Here is a 16,070-nt window from a genome sequence, read left to right as displayed (position 1 = left end):
TTAGAAAAATCAGGCTCTACAAAAAATACTATTTATTCGCTCATAATTCGCTCATTTTTAAGATATAACTTTGTTTCCATATTTCCTGGAAACTGATCAAAAGCAAGGAGAAAGATGGAACAAACTAATCAAAAATCTCAATGCCAGCAACTCTGGGCGAGAAACAAATACCTCGTTTTGAGCCATTCCAGCAATATTTACAATGAGATTCGCCAATACTTGAAGAATGAAGAGGTGGAGGTGAGTCAGGTTCAGGAGATGATCGACCGTGCCTGTCAGATTCCAGAACACAGGGGTCAGGTTTGCAATGCTTTTCAGCATATTTGGGGTTATTTCAAAAAGAAAGCGACAGATGCTGAACGTAAGGACTACATGCTCTTGCTGGATCGCTACCGCTTTGGTCAGGCTTCCAAGGAAGATGTTATTGATAAGACTAGAGACTTGCTTAAACGCTATCCAAATACCTACTTGCAACATTCGACTTTACTGAAAGGAGATTCCCATGAGACTTTGGCATGAGGCTTTGATTTCACAACTTCCCCATCCTCAGCTTTTGGGGCAACATCGAGAGTGTTGCGCCCTGCGTGGCAATGGCTGGGGCAGAAAGCATGCGACGGTGGACTATATCTTTACTCACTCGCCCTATCGTCTCTATGCCTATCATCGCTTGATCATGGAGGAAATGGCTGACCGTGGCTATAATGTCAGTCCAGAGTGGATGGATAAAAACTACCGTGGTAAAATTTGCCCTCCATATGAAGATTTGGGAGAGGAGAAGTTGACTAGTCCTATATACAGCGAACATGACGAAGCCTACTATAAGGAGTGCCTGGACAATCTCCAAGAGAAGGGGATTGAGCTGGAGTAAACGTAAGGATTACCAGCACTTTATACCTCTTCTCGCAATTTTTTTCGAATAATAAAGATGAGACCTTTGGAATTTTTCTAAGGTCTTCTTTTTATAAATGTTAGGATTTACTTTTAATAACTTTTGAGTTATAATTTTAAAAAACCAAGCGTGAGTTGAGGAACTTAAAAGAAAGAGGATTAAGTGATGAAGAATAATGCTATTGGTAGTAATTGGAAGGATGTCCGATCTGAACTCTTTACCAAGGAGGAAATCCTTGAAAGTGATATGCGAGTGTTTATCATAAGTGAGCTGATTGAGGCTAGGCATGAATAAGGAATCACTCAGAAAAAACTAGAAGAACTCAGTGGAGTAAGCCAGCCTGTCATAGCTAGGATGGAAACAGGAAAGACAAGTCCTCAGTTGGACACAGTCTTAAAAGTCCTAGCCAGTTTAGGAAAGACACTAGCAGTCGTCCCACTTGAACAGAAAAAAGGTTGATAGGGATGAAATGACTTGGTTGGCTAAAATCATCCACTGGATAATTTTACCTCCCGTCCGCACTTTTCAGGGGAATATCAGAATTACAAAAGAAAAATCAACCTATAGTCTTTTCTAATAACAAGTCATAGTCACTTATAAGAATTACTAATAACGTATTTGAGTATTCCTACTAAAACACAGCCAAAAACAAGCTATACAAAGGATTTGAGGCAGTTGCCTCAGGTCTTTTTCTTTTGTTCAAAAAAGAGATATAGTTTCAAACTATATCAAAGCCTAATTTTTTACAATTATACAGACGCTTTCTTTTCTGTTAAGATAGTTTCAACAACAAATTTTGGAGGACACATCATGTCAACTACAATCATCGGTTTCCCTCGTTTGGGCGAATTCCGCGAATTAAAATTTACAACTGAAAAATACTTTAGAAAAGAAATCTCAGAAGAAGAACTCCTTGCAGCAGCAAAAGAATTGCGCGCTAAACACTGGAACATCGTCAAAGAAAAAGGCATCACTGAAATCCCATCAAATGACTTTTCTCACTATGACAACTTCCTAGATGCAGCTTTCCTTTTCAACGTGGTACCTGCTTCCGTTCAAAACTTGGACTTGTCTGATCTTGAGCGCTACTTCGCTTTGGGTCGTGGTTACCAAGGAGAAAAAGGAGACGTTCGCGCCCTTCCGATGAAGAAATGGTTCAACACTAATTACCATTACATCGTTCCTAAGTTTGAAAAAGACACTCAAGTTAAACTTGCAGGTCACAAGATTTTCGATGAGTTCCAAGAAGCTAAAGAACTTGGTCTCAACACTCGTCCTGTTCTTGTAGGTCCATTCACTTTCCTTCAATTGTCAGACTTTGAAGAAGGCGTGAAAGCAGAAGATTTCGTAGATAGCTTAGTAGCTGCTTACCAAGAAGTTTTTGCTAAATTGGCTGAACTTGGTGCGACTCGCATCCAATTGGACGAAGCTGCTCTTGTCAAAGACTTGACAGCCGAAGAAAAAGCACTCTTCTTGAACCTCTACAACAAATTGTTGGCTGATAAAAAAGGTCTTGAAGTCTTGCTTCAAACTTACTTTGGTGACGTTCGTGATGTTTACTCTGACCTTGTGAAATTGCCAGTAGATGCTATCGGTCTTGATTTCGTTGAAGGTAAGAAAACTCTTGAACTCGTTAAAGGTGGTTTCCCAGCTGACAAGACTCTTTATGCAGGTATTGTCAATGGTAAAAACATCTGGCGTAACAACTACGAAAAGAGCTTGGCTGTTCTTGAGCAAATCCCAGCTGAAAACATTGTGTTGACAAGCTCATGCTCACTTCTTCATGTGCCATTTACAACTGCTAATGAAGAATTTGAACCAGCTATCTTGAACCACTTTGCCTTTGCAGTTGAAAAATTGGATGAGATTCGTGATTTGGATGCTATCCGCAATGGTCAAGGTGAAGAAGCACTTGCAACCAACAAAGAACTCTTTGCGACTGAGCGTGTTGGTGAAAATGCTGAACTTCGTGCGCGCATCGCTGGTTTGACAGACGCTGACTACACTCGTTTGCCAGCCTTTGCAGAGCGTGAAGCTATCCAAGAAGAAGCTTTCAAACTTCCAGCTCTTCCAACAACAACTATCGGTTCATTCCCTCAAACAAAAGAAGTTCGTGCCAAACGTTTGGCTTACCGTAAAGGTGAATTGTCTCAAGAAGAGTACGACGCTTTCCTTGCTGAAACAATTGATGAATGGATTAAGTGGCAAGAAGATATCGACTTTGATGTCCTTGTTCACGGTGAATTTGAGCGTAACGACATGGTTGAGTACTTCGGTCAAAACTTGTCAGGTTACCTCTTCTCTAAAAACGGTTGGGTACAATCATACGGTATGCGTGGGGTGAAACCACCAATCATCTGGGGTGATGTCACTCGTCTTAACCCTATCACTGTTAAATGGTCTAGCTATGCACAAAGCCGTACAAACAAACCTGTTAAAGGTATGTTGACTGGACCTGTTACCATCCTCAACTGGTCATTCCCACGTGAAGACATCTCTATCAAGGATTCAACTCTTCAAATCGCCCTTGCTATCAAGGATGAAGTGCTTGACCTTGAAGCTGCTGGTGTGAAAATCATCCAAATCGACGAGGCTGCTCTTCGTGAGAAATTGCCGCTCCGTCGTAGCGACTGGTACGAAGACTACCTTGACTGGGCAATTCCTGCCTTCCGCTTGGTACACTCAACAGTAGCGCCAGACACACAAATCCACACTCACATGTGTTACTCAGAATTTACAGATATCATCCCAGCTATCGACAACTTGGATGCGGACGTTATCTCATTTGAGGCAAGCCGTTCAAACCTTGAAATCTTGGACGAACTCAAAGCGAAAAACTTCCAAACAGAAGTGGGTCCTGGGGTTTACGATATCCACTCACCTCGTGTGCCAAATGAAGGCGAAATCGACCACACAATCGAAGCCATTCTTGCTAAAGTGCCAAGCAAGAAAGTTTGGATCAACCCTGACTGTGGTTTGAAAACACGTGGTATTCCAGAAACAAAAGAAAGCTTGATCCGCCTTGTGGAAGCAGCTAAAGCTGCGCGTGAGAAATTGTAAGATAGGATTTCTCTAGAAGCACTGTTTGGTCAATCTGCCTGTTTCACTTGGATTCTAGGAATCCAGCTAACGAAAAAATCAACTAGAAAAGGATAATGACTATGTCACGCCAAACACCGTCACTCTCATTTGAAGTGTTCCCTCCAAACCCAGCCGTGGGTAATGATAAAATTATTTCTGCTCTTCAAGATATGCAGGAGTTGGCTCCTCACTTTATCAGTGTAACTGCCAGCAATAATAAATTTAATATCAAGGAAACGACGGTTCGTTTGGCTGACTTTATCCAAAATGACTTGGCGATTCCGACTATTGCTCACTTGCCAGCCATCTATTTGACCAAGGACAAGGTTGCTGAAACCATTGCTGACTTGGACAAGGTTGGGGTGCAGAAAATCTTGGCTCTTCGTGGGGATATCATTCCAGATGTAGAGCCACAAAAGGATTTCCGCTACGCTACTGACTTGATTGAGTTCATCAAGGAACAAGCCCCTCACTTTGATATTGTTGGTGCTTGTTATCCAGAAGGTCACCCTGATTCGCCAAATCAGATTTCAGATATTCAAAATCTTAAGAAGAAAGTAGATGCAGGCTGTTCGAGCCTTGTAACTCAGCTTTTCTTTGACAATGAGCGCTTCTATGATTTCCAAGACAAGTGCATCTTGGCTGGGATTGATGTTCCTATTCATGCAGGGATTATGCCAATTCTGAATCGAAATCAGGCTCTCCGTCTCTTGAAAACTTGTGAGAATATCCATCTTCCACGCAAATTTAAAGCCATCTTAGACAAGTATGAGCATGACCCTGAGTCGCTCAGAGCAGCAGGACTTGCCTATGCAGTGGACCAAATCGTGGACTTGGTAACTCAGGATGTCGCCGGTGTGCATCTTTACACCATGAACAATGCTGAAACAGCAAAATACATTCACCAAGCAACCCATGCCTTGTTTAATCATCAGTCTCTAGGATAATAAAAAGCAAACCATTCTTCTCAGGTGAGGGGAATGGTTCCTTTTTAATGGTAAAGACCGCACTTTTTAAGAGAAATATGATAAAATAGACTCTGTACGTACTTGATACAAAGATGAGGGTATTTAGGTTATTAAGGATTTTTTTACAGAAATGTTCGGCAAGCCGAACCTTCCAAAATATCTTGAGAATTGAACACGCCTACAACTCTTTGGAAAAAGATAAATCTGCCTAGGAGCAGTCGCTCCGTCGTTCGATTTCCTATTTTCCTTTGAGTTGCTTGACGGCTTAGTATCTTGATTTTTGTAGGCAAGGCGTATAATATTATCAATCCAAAGGGGATTAAAATGACAAAACAAGTGTTCCAAACGACTTTTGCGGGTCGTGAGTTAATTGTAGAGACTGGTCAGGTTGCTAAGCAAGCGAATGGCGCAGTTGTCGTTCGTTACGGTGAGTCAACTGTCTTGACTGCGGCCGTTATGTCTAAGAAAATGGCAACTGGGGATTTCTTCCCACTTCAAGTCAACTATGAAGAAAAAATGTATGCGGCTGGGAAGTTTCCTGGTGGCTTTATGAAACGTGAAGGACGTCCTTCAACGGATGCGACATTGACAGCGCGTTTGATTGACCGTCCAATCCGTCCTATGTTTGCGGAAGGTTTCCGTAACGAAGTCCAAGTGATTAACACAGTACTTTCTTATGATGAAAATGCCTCTGCACCTATGGCAGCTATGTTTGGTTCTTCTTTAGCGCTTTCTATCTCAGACATTCCATTTGATGGACCAATTGCTGGGGTACAAGTGGGCTATGTAGATGGCCAAATCATCATCAACCCTAGTCAAGAACAAGCAGAGCAATCGCTTCTTGAACTGACAGTAGCTGGTACCAAACACGCTATCAATATGGTAGAGTCTGGTGCCAAAGAATTGTCAGAAGAAATCATGTTGGAAGCTCTTCTTAAAGGGCATGAAGCAGTCAAAGAATTGATTGCCTTCCAAGAAGAAATTGTTGCTGCTGTTGGTAAGGAAAAAGCAGAAGTGGAATTGCTTCATGTGGATGCGGACTTGCAAGCTGAAATCATCGCAGCCTACAACAGTGATCTCCAAAAAGCGGTTCAAGTAGAAGAAAAATTGGCTCGTGAAGCTGCAACTCAAGCAGTCAAAGACCAAGTAACTGCTGTTTACGAAGAAAAATATGCAGACCACGAAGAATTTGACCGTATCATGCGTGATGTGGCTGAAATCTTGGAACAAATGGAACACGCTGAAGTGCGCCGTTTGATCACAGAAGACAAGGTGCGTCCTGACGGTCGTAAGGTCGATGAAATCCGTCCTTTGGATGCGGTTGTTGACTTCCTTCCTCGTGTGCACGGTTCTGGTCTCTTCACTCGTGGACAAACTCAGGCTCTTTCAGTCTTGACCCTGGCTCCGATGGGTGAAACTCAAATCATTGATGGTTTGGATCCTGAGTACAAGAAACGCTTTATGCACCACTATAACTTCCCTCAATACTCTGTAGGGGAAACAGGTCGTTACGGTGCGCCTGGTCGTCGTGAAATCGGTCACGGTGCCTTAGGTGAGCGTGCTCTTGCTCAAGTCTTGCCAAGTTTGGAAGAATTTCCATATGCGATCCGCTTGGTAGCAGAAGTCTTGGAATCAAATGGTTCTTCATCTCAAGCTTCTATCTGTGCGGGAACTCTTGCCCTTATGGCTGGTGGTGTACCAATCAAGGCGCCAGTAGCTGGTATTGCTATGGGACTTATCTCAGATGGGAATAACTACACAGTATTGACAGATATCCAAGGTTTGGAAGATCACTTTGGAGACATGGACTTTAAGGTTGCTGGTACTCGTGACGGGATTACAGCCCTTCAAATGGATATTAAGATTCAAGGGATTACTGCAGAAATCTTGACTGAGGCCCTTGCTCAAGCCAAGAAAGCGCGTTTTGAAATCCTTGATGTGATTGAAGCAACTATTCCAGAAGTTCGTCCAGAATTGGCTCCAACTGCTCCGAAAATTGATACCATCAAGATTGATGTGGACAAGATCAAGATTGTTATCGGTAAAGGTGGGGAAACCATCGACAAGATTATCGCCGAAACAGGCGTTAAGATTGATATCGACGAAGAAGGAAATGTGTCTATCTACTCTAGCAACCAAGATGCTATTAACCGTGCTAAAGAAATCATTGCAGGTTTGGTTCGTGAAGCCAAAGTGGATGAAGTTTACCATGCTAAGGTTGTTCGTATCGAGAAATTTGGTGCCTTTGTTAACCTCTTTGACAAGACAGATGCCCTCGTTCACATTTCTGAGATGGCTTGGACGCGTACTAACCGTGTAGAAGATTTGGTAGAAATCGGAGACGAAGTCGATGTTAAGGTTATTAAGATTGATGAAAAAGGCCGTGTTGATGCTTCTATGAAGGCTCTTCTTCCTCGTCCGCCAAAACCTGAGCATGATGAAAATGGTGAAAAGTCTGAGAGACCTCACCGCCCACGTCATCACAAGGACCACAAACCTAAGAAAGAATTTACAGAAACACCAAAAGATTCAGAATAAGAAAAGGAGAAATGTATGGGATGGTGGCGCGAAACCATTGATATCGTAAAAGAAAATGATCCAGCGGCCCGCACCACTTTGGAGGTTTTGCTGACTTATCCAGGTGTCAAGGCCTTGGCGGCCCACCGTCTCTCGCATTTTCTCTGGAAGCATGGCTTCAAACTCCTGGCTCGTATGCACAGTCAGTTCTGGCGCTTTTGGACTCAGATTGAGATTCATCCAGGAGCCCAGATCGATTCAGGTGTCTTTATTGACCACGGTTCTGGCTTGGTGATTGGTGAGACGGCGATTGTTGAAAAAGGCGTTCTTCTCTATCACGGAGTGACTCTCGGTGGGACAGGGAAGGATGTTGGCAAACGTCATCCGACTGTGCGTAAAGGTGCTCTCATATCAGCCCATGCCCAGGTTATCGGACCGGTGGAAATCGGTGCAAATGCCAAGGTCGGTGCTGCAGCAGTTGTCGTAGCAGATGTACCTAGTGATGTGACGGTTGTTGGTATCCCGGCCAAAATTGTCCGCCTTCATGGTAAAAAAGATGAGCCAGTCATTCACGAAGTCGAAGAAAAACGAGAGTATTATGTCAATAAACTCGAGCAGGCTAAAGAAGCCAGTCACAGATCGTCTGGGCTGTAGAGGATACCTATATGATTCAAGCAAGAAGCGAGTTAAGCCATGAGGAGCTATCTGAGGCAAAAAAACTAATTAACTGTTGTCAAGTCTATGATGGAACTTATCGTGATCCCTATCTTTCTAACATGCTTAATTTTGACCCAAACATGCCCGCCTTTTTCCTTTATTATGAAGAAGGCGAACTTGTTGGTCTCTTAACTGTCTATGCTGATGACCAAGATGTGGAAGTGTCGATACTGGTTCATCCAGATTATCGTCGTCAGGGAATTGCGCGTGCTCTGTTTACGAGTTTTGAGAAAGAAACGGCTTCTTTCCCTATTCGTTCAGTGACTTTTCAGACAGAACGTATTTTTCTAGAACGTCATCCTGATTTTGTCAGCAACTGGGGATTGGTCGAGGATGAAGAGACAGAAACCTGGTTAGGTAAGGATAGAAGACCTTATCCGTTAGCAAATGTTTCTAATCTTGAAGTTTTGTTAGCAGATAGTTCGTATCAAGAGCAAATTAGTCAGTTAAAATTCCAGGCATTTTCAGAGGAACACGAATCGAGAGAAGTTGTGGATAGATATGTCGCTGAAGCTCTGAAGGATCCAGAAAGTCGTCTATATATTTTATTAAAAAACGGTCAGGTTATTGGGACTTGCACGGTAGATTTATCGACTAATACGAATTACTTCTATGGTTTGGCAATATCGGAACCTGAACGTGGAAAAGGCTATGGAAGCTACTTAGCAAAATCTCTAGTCAACCAACTGATTGAGCAAAATGATAAGGAATTTCAGATTGCAGTAGAGGATAGTAACGTGGGTGCCAAACATTTGTATGAAAAAATCGGCTTTGTCAAACAGACCCAGGTGGTTTATCTGAATGAGAAAGGAGCAAGGGATTCCGAAGTGTAGAGAGATTCGGACTGAAATTGAATTGAACTCTTAGTGATGAAACTAATTGTTCTTGGATTTTGGTTTTCCTGACTATTATTTTATGATTAAAATCTATGACAGCTTGAGCCGGAAGTAGACAGGAGAGGCGCTTGAATGTTTAAGAATGAACCTTTCTGCTGCAGATTGGAATCGCTGTTGTCTAGCTGATTTTTCTTGTCCAGCAAGGATTTTGCTGATACTTTGATTAGCTTAGGTCTAATCATATGGGCCTATCCCGCTAAGTGAAGGCGAAGCAGAACTAGAAAGGAAACTACAAGAATGGCAGTATATTTTTACGGCTGTATCACCATGGATGGCTACTTGGCAGACAGCAAGCACAGGATAGACTGGCTCCATCAGCTTGGTTCTGTAGAGGATACAAGCTATGATGACTTTTACAGGCAAATGGATATCACCATCATGGGCAAGCGGACCTTTGAGGAAATCCAAGATTTGCAAGATGTAGAAAGTTTTTATCAAGCTACGGAAAACTATGTCTTTACGCATGATAGGTACCTGCCTGTCAGTAATTACCAGCCAGTAGCTGAGGATGTGGTGGACTTTGTTCACCAGATCGACAAAGGCAAAAATGTCTTTGTGATTGGTGGTAATTCCTTGGTAGGACCGCTCTTGGATGCGGATCTTTTCGACCACCTCATTATTCAGATAGCGCCCCTTATCCTAGGAAAGGGGGTTCCCCTCTTTACCCAAGAGGAAGGGCAACGCTTTTACCAACTAGATAGCCTCAGACGATTTGGTCCTTTTGCAGAGCTGGTTTTCAGCCGAAAAAGTCAGAAATAGAGAAGGGAGTGGACCGCATGATTAAAATTTACGACACCATGTCTCGTGATTTGCGAGAATTTGTCCCGATTGAGGACGGCAAAGTCAAGATGTATGTTTGTGGGCCAACCGTGTATAACTATATCCACGTGGGGAATGCCCGCTCAACAGTGGCTTTTGACACCATTCGTCGCTATTTTGAGTATCGTGGGTACGAGGTTGCCTATATTTCCAATTTTACGGATGTGGATGATAAGATTATCAACCGTGCCAAGGAAGAAGGTATAACGCCTCAGGAGGTTGCGGACAAGTACATCGCTGCCTTTCGTGAGGATGTGACGGCCTTGGGTGTCAAACCTGCGACTCGCCATCCGCGTGTAGTGGAGTTTATGGCGGATATCATCCGCTTTGTGGAAGACTTGATTGAAAAAAGTTTTGCCTATGAGAGCCAAGGGGATGTTTACTTCCGTGTGGAAAAATCCCACAACTATGCCAAATTAGCAAATAAAACCTTGGAAGATTTGGAGCTAGGTGCTTCAGGTCGTACCGATGAAGAAACGGCTCGTAAGGAAAATCCTGTAGATTTTGCCCTCTGGAAAGCTGCCAAGCCAGGCGAGATTTCTTGGGATAGTCCTTGGGGACCTGGTCGTCCAGGCTGGCACATCGAGTGTTCAGTCATGTCAACAGAGATTTTGGGCGACACCATTGATATTCACGGTGGTGGAGCTGACCTAGAGTTTCCACACCACACCAATGAAATTGCCCAGTCAGAAGCCAAAACTGGTCAGACCTTTGCCAACTACTGGATGCACAATGGCTTTGTCAATATCGATAATGTCAAGATGTCCAAATCCTTGGGCAACTTTATTACAGTGCATGATGCCCTCAAAACCCTCGATGGGCAAGTGCTTCGTTTCTTCTTTGCGACTCAGCATTACCGCAAGCCAATCAACTTTACGGAAAAAGCGGTGCGCGATGCAGAGACTAATCTTAAGTATCTGAAGAATACTTACGAGCAACCTTTTACAGGAAATGTGGACGCCCAAGAGTTACAATCCTTTAAAGATAAGTTTGTAGCGGCTATGGATGAGGATTTCAACTCTGCCAACGGTATTACAGTAGTCTTTGAAATGGCCAAGTGGATTAACTCTGGCAATTATGATGCAAGTGTTAAGCAAGCTCTTGCGGATATGTTAGAAGTCTTTGGAATTGTCTTTGTTGAGGAAGTTTTGGATGTAGAGATTGAAGACTTGATCCAAAAACGTCAAGAAGCGCGTGCAAATCGTGACTTTGCGACAGCGGATCAAATCCGTGACCAATTGGCTGCTCAAGGAATTAAGCTCCTTGATACCAAAGATGGAGTGAGGTGGACACGTGATTGATGTCAATCTCATTAACGGGATTGCGCTAGCTTTTGAAGGAGATGCGGTTTATTCCATGTATATTCGCCGCCACCTCATCCTCAAAGGCATGACCAAACCCAATAAACTCCATCAAGAAGCGACCAAGTATGTTTCAGCCAAGGCTCAAGCTCGCCTGATTGCCCTCATGTTGGAGGAGCAAGTTCTAACGGAAAAAGAAGAAGAAATCTACAAACGTGGTCGCAATACCAATAGCCACACCAAGGCTAAAAATGCTGATGTAGTGACTTACCGTATGTCCACAGGTTTTGAAGCCGTCATGGGCTATCTCCATATGACTGCTAATCTAGAACGTCTTGAGAGCTTGATTTCGTGGTGCATCCAAAAAGTGGAGGGCTAGGACATGATGGCAAAAGAACTACAAGACTGGTTTCCTGAAGCTCAGATTTCAGACCAACCAGTAGAGAAAGAAGGCTATCTCACGCTCCCTTTAGCTTCTCAGCAGTGGATTTTGTTGGAGGAAGCTGGTCTCAGTGAGCGTGAAAAGCAGTTGGTTGCCCTGTTGACCCAGCAGGAGCAAGCTCGTTCGCTCAATCCTTGGTATTCTTATCTGGTTGAGGGGAAGGGACAGGCACCGAAAACTTTTAAAAAGATTCAGTTGGTTTATTGTCATCTTTCCTATTTTCAGCAGGAAAATCTAGCTTCTTGGCTAGATATGATGCGGACTCTTTTTCCCAACTGTCAGACGGTGCTTCAAGTCGGAGCTCAGGATTATGTTTTCGTGCTTCAACAAGATAGATATACCTCTGTACGAGCTATTTTAAGTGATACGATTGAAGCGGTTGAGTATGACTTTGGACTGCGTCTCTCTATCATGTTAGGTCAGGTTTGGTCTCAGACAGGACATCAAGCCCTATCAGACTTAATCAAAGCGGAGCGCGATTTGTTTAAGACTTGGTGGCGTCAAGGTCACCAAGGTGTTCATACTTTTTCTCAGCTCTATCTTTGGAGTATGGGAGAAAGACTCGTTGACCTGAGAGTCATTAAAGAATGTCTGCACCAGATGATTTTGGACCAGGATCAGATTCAGGAAATCATTCTTTCTCTTTGGGAAAATAGTGCTGTCTTAACTAAAACAGCCCAGCAACTCTATCTGCACCGTAATTCTCTTCAATACAAGATTGATAAATGGGAAGAATTGACAGGGCTTCAGTTGAAGGAATTGACTGACCTGACCTTGTGTTATCAGTTGATTTTACCAGATATTTTATAAAGTTTTGTGCAAGTTGCACAGAACTTTTTTATTTTTTTGGTCACCTTGCCATAGAAAAGTAAAGCGTTTTCATCTATAATAAAACTATCAAAAGACAAAAGGAGTTCACCTCATGGTAGAATTGAATCTTAAAAACATTTACAAAAAATATCCAAACAGCGAACACTATTCAGTTGAAGACTTCAACTTGGACATCAAAGACAAAGAATTTATCGTTTTCGTAGGTCCTTCAGGATGTGGTAAATCAACTACTCTTCGTATGATTGCTGGTCTTGAAGACATCACAGAAGGTACTGCATCTATCGATGGCGTGGTTGTCAACGACGTAGCTCCAAAAGACCGTGACATCGCCATGGTATTCCAAAACTACGCTCTTTACCCACACATGACTGTTTATGACAACATGGCTTTCGGTTTGAAATTGCGTAAATACAGCAAAGAAGACATCGACAAACGTGTGCAAGAAGCAGCTGAAATCCTTGGATTGAAGGAATTCTTGGAACGTAAACCTGCTGACCTTTCAGGTGGTCAACGTCAACGTGTTGCCATGGGGCGTGCGATTGTCCGTGATGCAAAAGTATTCTTGATGGACGAACCTTTGTCAAACTTGGATGCAAAACTTCGTGTATCAATGCGTGCTGAAATTGCGAAAATTCACCGTCGTATCGGAGCTACAACTATCTATGTAACTCACGACCAAACAGAAGCAATGACACTTGCAGACCGTATCGTTATCATGTCAGCAACTAAGAACCCTGCTGGTACAGGCACTATCGGACGTGTAGAACAAATCGGTTCTCCTCAAGAAGTTTACAAAAACCCAGTTAACAAATTCGTTGCAGGATTCATCGGAAGCCCAGCAATGAACTTCATCAACGTGAAATTGGTTGGTAGCGAAATTGTTTCTGACGGTTTCCGTTTGAAAGTGCCAGAAGGTGCTTTGAAAGTTCTTCGTGAAAAAGGTTACGAAGGTAAAGAATTGATCTTCGGTATCCGTCCAGAAGATGTGAATGCAGAGGAAGCATTCCTTGAAACATTCCCAGAATCAGTTGTAAAAGCTACTATCTCTGTATCAGAATTGCTTGGTTCAGAATCTCACCTATACTGCCAAGTTGGTAAAGATGAATTCGTTGCTAAAGTTGATGCTCGTGACTACTTGCAAACAGGCGCAACAGTTGAACTTGGATTTGACTTGAACAAAGCACACTTCTTCGATGTAGAAACTGAAAGAACAGTTTACTAAGATAAATGAAATGTCAAAACACTGCTAGAGAAATCTGGCAGTGTTTTTTGAAATGTGGATTGATTGAGAGGGAATTTTCTAGTTTTCATATTCTTAAAAAAGTGATAAAATGGTAGGAAGAATTGGAGAGTAGAGATGCCGAAAGAAGTGAATTTGACGGGCGATGAGGTTGTCGCTTTAACGCAAAAATATTTATCAAAAGAAGATGTTGCTTTTGTCCATAAGGCCTTAGTCTATGCTGTTGAATGCCACAGTGGCCAGTATAGGAAATCTGGCGAACCTTACATTATTCACCCTATCCAAGTGGCAGGGATTTTAGCCAAGCTTAAGCTAGATGCCGTAACGGTTGCTTGTGGTTTCTTGCATGATGTGGTAGAAGATACAGATGCGACCTTGGATGATTTGGAGATAGAGTTTGGCCCTGATGTGCGGGTAATCGTCGATGGGGTTACCAAACTTGGTAAGGTCGAGTACAAATCGATCGAGGAGCAATTGGCGGAAAATCATCGTAAGATGCTCATGGCCATGTCTGAGGACATCCGTGTTATCTTGGTCAAACTGTCTGACCGCTTGCACAATATGCGGACGCTGAAACACCTTCGAAAAGACAAACAGGAGCGTATTTCTAAAGAAACCATGGAAATCTATGCACCTCTTGCTCACCGTTTGGGGATTTCTAGCGTCAAATGGGAATTGGAAGATCTATCTTTCCGTTATCTCAACCCAACGGAGTTTTACAAGATTACCCATATGATGAAGGAAAAGCGCAGAGAGCGTGAAGCCTTGGTGGATGAGGTAGTCACAAAATTAGAGGAATATACGACAGATCGTCACTTGAAAGGGAAGATTTATGGTCGTCCCAAGCATATTTACTCGATTTTCCGCAAAATGCAGGACAAGAGAAAACGGTTTGAGGAAATCTATGATCTGATTGCCATTCGTTGTATTTTAGATACCCAAAGTGATGTTTATGCCATGCTTGGTTATGTGCATGAGCTTTGGAAACCAATGCCAGGTCGCTTTAAAGATTATATCGCTAACCGCAAGGCCAATGGTTACCAGTCTATCCATACGACTGTTTATGGACCAAAAGGGCCAATCGAATTCCAGATTCGGACCAAGGAAATGCACGAGGTGGCTGAGTACGGAGTTGCGGCTCACTGGGCTTATAAGAAAGGCATCAAGGGGCAGGTTAACAGCAAGGAATCAGCTATCGGGATGAACTGGATCAAGGAGATGATGGAGCTCCAAGACCAGGCTGATGATGCCAAGGAATTTGTGGATTCAGTTAAGGAAAACTATCTGGCTGAGGAGATTTACGTCTTTACCCCAGATGGAGCTGTCCGTTCCCTTCCAAAAGATTCAGGACCGATTGACTTTGCTTACGAAATCCATACAAAAGTTGGGGAAAAAGCAACTGGTGCCAAGGTCAATGGTCGTATGGTTCCACTGACAACCAAGCTCAAGACAGGGGATCAGGTTGAAATTGTCACCAACCCTAACTCCTTTGGACCGAGCCGTGACTGGCTCAACATGGTCAAGACCAGCAAGGCGCGTAATAAGATTCGTCAATTCTTTAAAAATCAAGACAAGGAATTGTCTGTCAACAAGGGTCGTGAAATGCTGATGGCTCAGTTCCAAGAAAATGGCTATGTGGCCAATAAATTCATGGACAAGCGTCATATGGACCAAGTTCTACAAAAGACCAGCTACAAGACAGAAGAATCCCTCTTTGCGGCCATTGGTTTTGGCGAAATCGGTGCCATTACCGTCTTTAATCGTCTGACTGAAAAGGAACGCCGTGAGGAAGAACGTGCCAAGGCCAAGGCGGAGGCAGAAGAACTTGTCAAAGGTGGCGAGGTAAAGGTTGAAAACAAAGAAACCCTCAAGGTTAAGCATGAGGGTGGTGTGGTCATTGAAGGAGCCTCAGGTCTCCTAGTGCGGATTGCCAAGTGTTGTAATCCTGTTCCTGGTGACGATATTGTTGGCTATATCACCAAGGGTCGTGGTGTGGCTATTCACCGTGTGGACTGTATGAACCTGCGCGCCCAAGAAAACTACGAGCAACGTCTCCTTGATGTGGAGTGGGAAGACCAGTACTCTAGCTCAAATAAGGAGTATATGGCTCATATCGATATCTACGGCCTCAACCGTACAGGGTTGTTGAACGATGTACTGCAAGTTCTTTCAAACACAACTAAGAATATCTCAACAGTCAACGCCCAACCAACCAAGGATATGAAATTTGCTAATATCCATGTGTCCTTCGGCATTGCCAACCTCTCGACGCTGACCACGGTCGTGGACAAGATTAAGAGTGTGCCAGAAGTTTACTCTGTCAAACGGACTAACGGTTAATTGCCCTAGCTCTTACTAGAAAGGCTATT

Annotated in this window: 13 protein-coding genes and 1 pseudogene; all 14 read left to right on the top strand. The window is 43.2% G+C overall.

Features of this window, described 5'->3' with window-relative positions; genetic code table 11:
* Positions 1-114: 114 nt before the first annotated feature.
* Positions 115-519, top strand: coding sequence for a YbgA family protein (locus N8M66_RS02860; RefSeq protein ID WP_261045517.1), 405 nt, complete (start codon positions 115-117; stop codon positions 517-519).
* Positions 503-868 carry a TIGR02328 family protein gene (locus N8M66_RS02855; protein ID WP_261045515.1) on the top strand — a complete coding sequence of 122 codons (366 nt, stop codon included), beginning with the start codon at positions 503-505 and terminating at the stop codon, positions 866-868. The genes N8M66_RS02860 and N8M66_RS02855 overlap by 17 nt, the downstream gene beginning before the upstream one ends.
* 186 nt (positions 869-1,054) lie before the next feature.
* Positions 1,055-1,348, top strand: a pseudogene (locus tag N8M66_RS02850) (helix-turn-helix domain-containing protein).
* 351 nt (positions 1,349-1,699) lie between these two features.
* A complete protein-coding gene (metE, locus tag N8M66_RS02845) occupies positions 1,700-3,949 on the top strand; it encodes a 5-methyltetrahydropteroyltriglutamate--homocysteine S-methyltransferase (protein WP_261045513.1) in 2,250 nt (749 codons plus the stop codon).
* A gap of 101 nt (positions 3,950-4,050) precedes the next feature.
* A complete protein-coding gene (gene metF, locus N8M66_RS02840) occupies positions 4,051-4,917 on the top strand; it encodes a methylenetetrahydrofolate reductase [NAD(P)H] (protein WP_000089956.1) in 867 nt (288 codons plus the stop codon).
* 345 nt (positions 4,918-5,262) lie between these two features.
* The gene (pnp, locus tag N8M66_RS02835) at positions 5,263-7,476 is read left to right on the top strand and encodes a polyribonucleotide nucleotidyltransferase (RefSeq protein WP_261045512.1); all 2,214 of its coding nucleotides are present in this window, start codon (positions 5,263-5,265) and stop codon (positions 7,474-7,476) included.
* Positions 7,477-7,491: 15 nt separating this feature from the next.
* Positions 7,492-8,109: a serine O-acetyltransferase gene (cysE, locus tag N8M66_RS02830; protein WP_261045510.1), complete on the top strand. Its 618-nt coding sequence runs from the start codon at positions 7,492-7,494 to the stop codon at positions 8,107-8,109.
* An 11-nt stretch (positions 8,110-8,120) separates the two neighbouring features.
* A complete protein-coding gene (locus N8M66_RS02825) occupies positions 8,121-9,005 on the top strand; it encodes a GNAT family N-acetyltransferase (protein WP_261045509.1) in 885 nt (294 codons plus the stop codon).
* Positions 9,006-9,305: 300 nt separating this feature from the next.
* Positions 9,306-9,827 carry a dihydrofolate reductase family protein gene (locus N8M66_RS02820; RefSeq protein WP_261045507.1) on the top strand — a complete coding sequence of 174 codons (522 nt, stop codon included), beginning with the start codon at positions 9,306-9,308 and terminating at the stop codon, positions 9,825-9,827.
* Positions 9,828-9,844: 17 nt separating this feature from the next.
* Positions 9,845-11,188, top strand: a complete 1,344-nt coding sequence (cysS, locus tag N8M66_RS02815) for a cysteine--tRNA ligase (RefSeq protein ID WP_125416139.1) — start codon at positions 9,845-9,847, stop codon at positions 11,186-11,188.
* Positions 11,181-11,567, top strand: a complete 387-nt coding sequence (locus N8M66_RS02810) for a Mini-ribonuclease 3 (protein WP_049511045.1) — start codon at positions 11,181-11,183, stop codon at positions 11,565-11,567. Before cysS ends, N8M66_RS02810 begins: the two co-directional genes overlap by 8 nt.
* 3 nt (positions 11,568-11,570) lie before the next feature.
* Entirely contained in the window at positions 11,571-12,440 is an 870-nt protein-coding gene (locus N8M66_RS02805) for a helix-turn-helix domain-containing protein (protein WP_049488337.1), read from the top strand.
* A 112-nt stretch (positions 12,441-12,552) separates the two neighbouring features.
* On the top strand, positions 12,553-13,683 hold the full coding sequence (locus N8M66_RS02800; RefSeq protein WP_061590495.1) for an ABC transporter ATP-binding protein: 1,131 nt from the start codon (positions 12,553-12,555) through the stop codon (positions 13,681-13,683).
* A gap of 135 nt (positions 13,684-13,818) precedes the next feature.
* Positions 13,819-16,041 carry a RelA/SpoT family protein gene (locus N8M66_RS02795; protein WP_261045499.1) on the top strand — a complete coding sequence of 741 codons (2,223 nt, stop codon included), beginning with the start codon at positions 13,819-13,821 and terminating at the stop codon, positions 16,039-16,041.
* Positions 16,042-16,070: the final 29 nt, after the last annotated feature.

It is taken from the genome of Streptococcus mitis, from assembly GCF_946188585.1.
Taxonomy (GTDB): Bacteria; Bacillota; Bacilli; order Lactobacillales; family Streptococcaceae; genus Streptococcus; species Streptococcus mitis_DG.
Note: the sequence above shows the minus strand (reverse complement) of the source record. Positions and strands in the feature narration are given on the sequence as shown.

Coding starts and splice junctions, on each gene's coding strand:
- N8M66_RS02860 (WP_261045517.1), top strand. CDS start 115: ATGGAACAAACTAATCAAAAATCTCAATGCCAGCAACTCTGGGCGAGA.
- N8M66_RS02855 (WP_261045515.1), top strand. CDS start 503: ATGAGACTTTGGCATGAGGCTTTGATTTCACAACTTCCCCATCCTCAG.
- metE (WP_261045513.1), top strand. CDS start 1,700: ATGTCAACTACAATCATCGGTTTCCCTCGTTTGGGCGAATTCCGCGAA.
- metF (WP_000089956.1), top strand. CDS start 4,051: ATGTCACGCCAAACACCGTCACTCTCATTTGAAGTGTTCCCTCCAAAC.
- pnp (WP_261045512.1), top strand. CDS start 5,263: ATGACAAAACAAGTGTTCCAAACGACTTTTGCGGGTCGTGAGTTAATT.
- cysE (WP_261045510.1), top strand. CDS start 7,492: ATGGGATGGTGGCGCGAAACCATTGATATCGTAAAAGAAAATGATCCA.
- N8M66_RS02825 (WP_261045509.1), top strand. CDS start 8,121: ATGATTCAAGCAAGAAGCGAGTTAAGCCATGAGGAGCTATCTGAGGCA.
- N8M66_RS02820 (WP_261045507.1), top strand. CDS start 9,306: ATGGCAGTATATTTTTACGGCTGTATCACCATGGATGGCTACTTGGCA.
- cysS (WP_125416139.1), top strand. CDS start 9,845: ATGATTAAAATTTACGACACCATGTCTCGTGATTTGCGAGAATTTGTC.
- N8M66_RS02805 (WP_049488337.1), top strand. CDS start 11,571: ATGATGGCAAAAGAACTACAAGACTGGTTTCCTGAAGCTCAGATTTCA.
- N8M66_RS02800 (WP_061590495.1), top strand. CDS start 12,553: ATGGTAGAATTGAATCTTAAAAACATTTACAAAAAATATCCAAACAGC.
- N8M66_RS02795 (WP_261045499.1), top strand. CDS start 13,819: ATGCCGAAAGAAGTGAATTTGACGGGCGATGAGGTTGTCGCTTTAACG.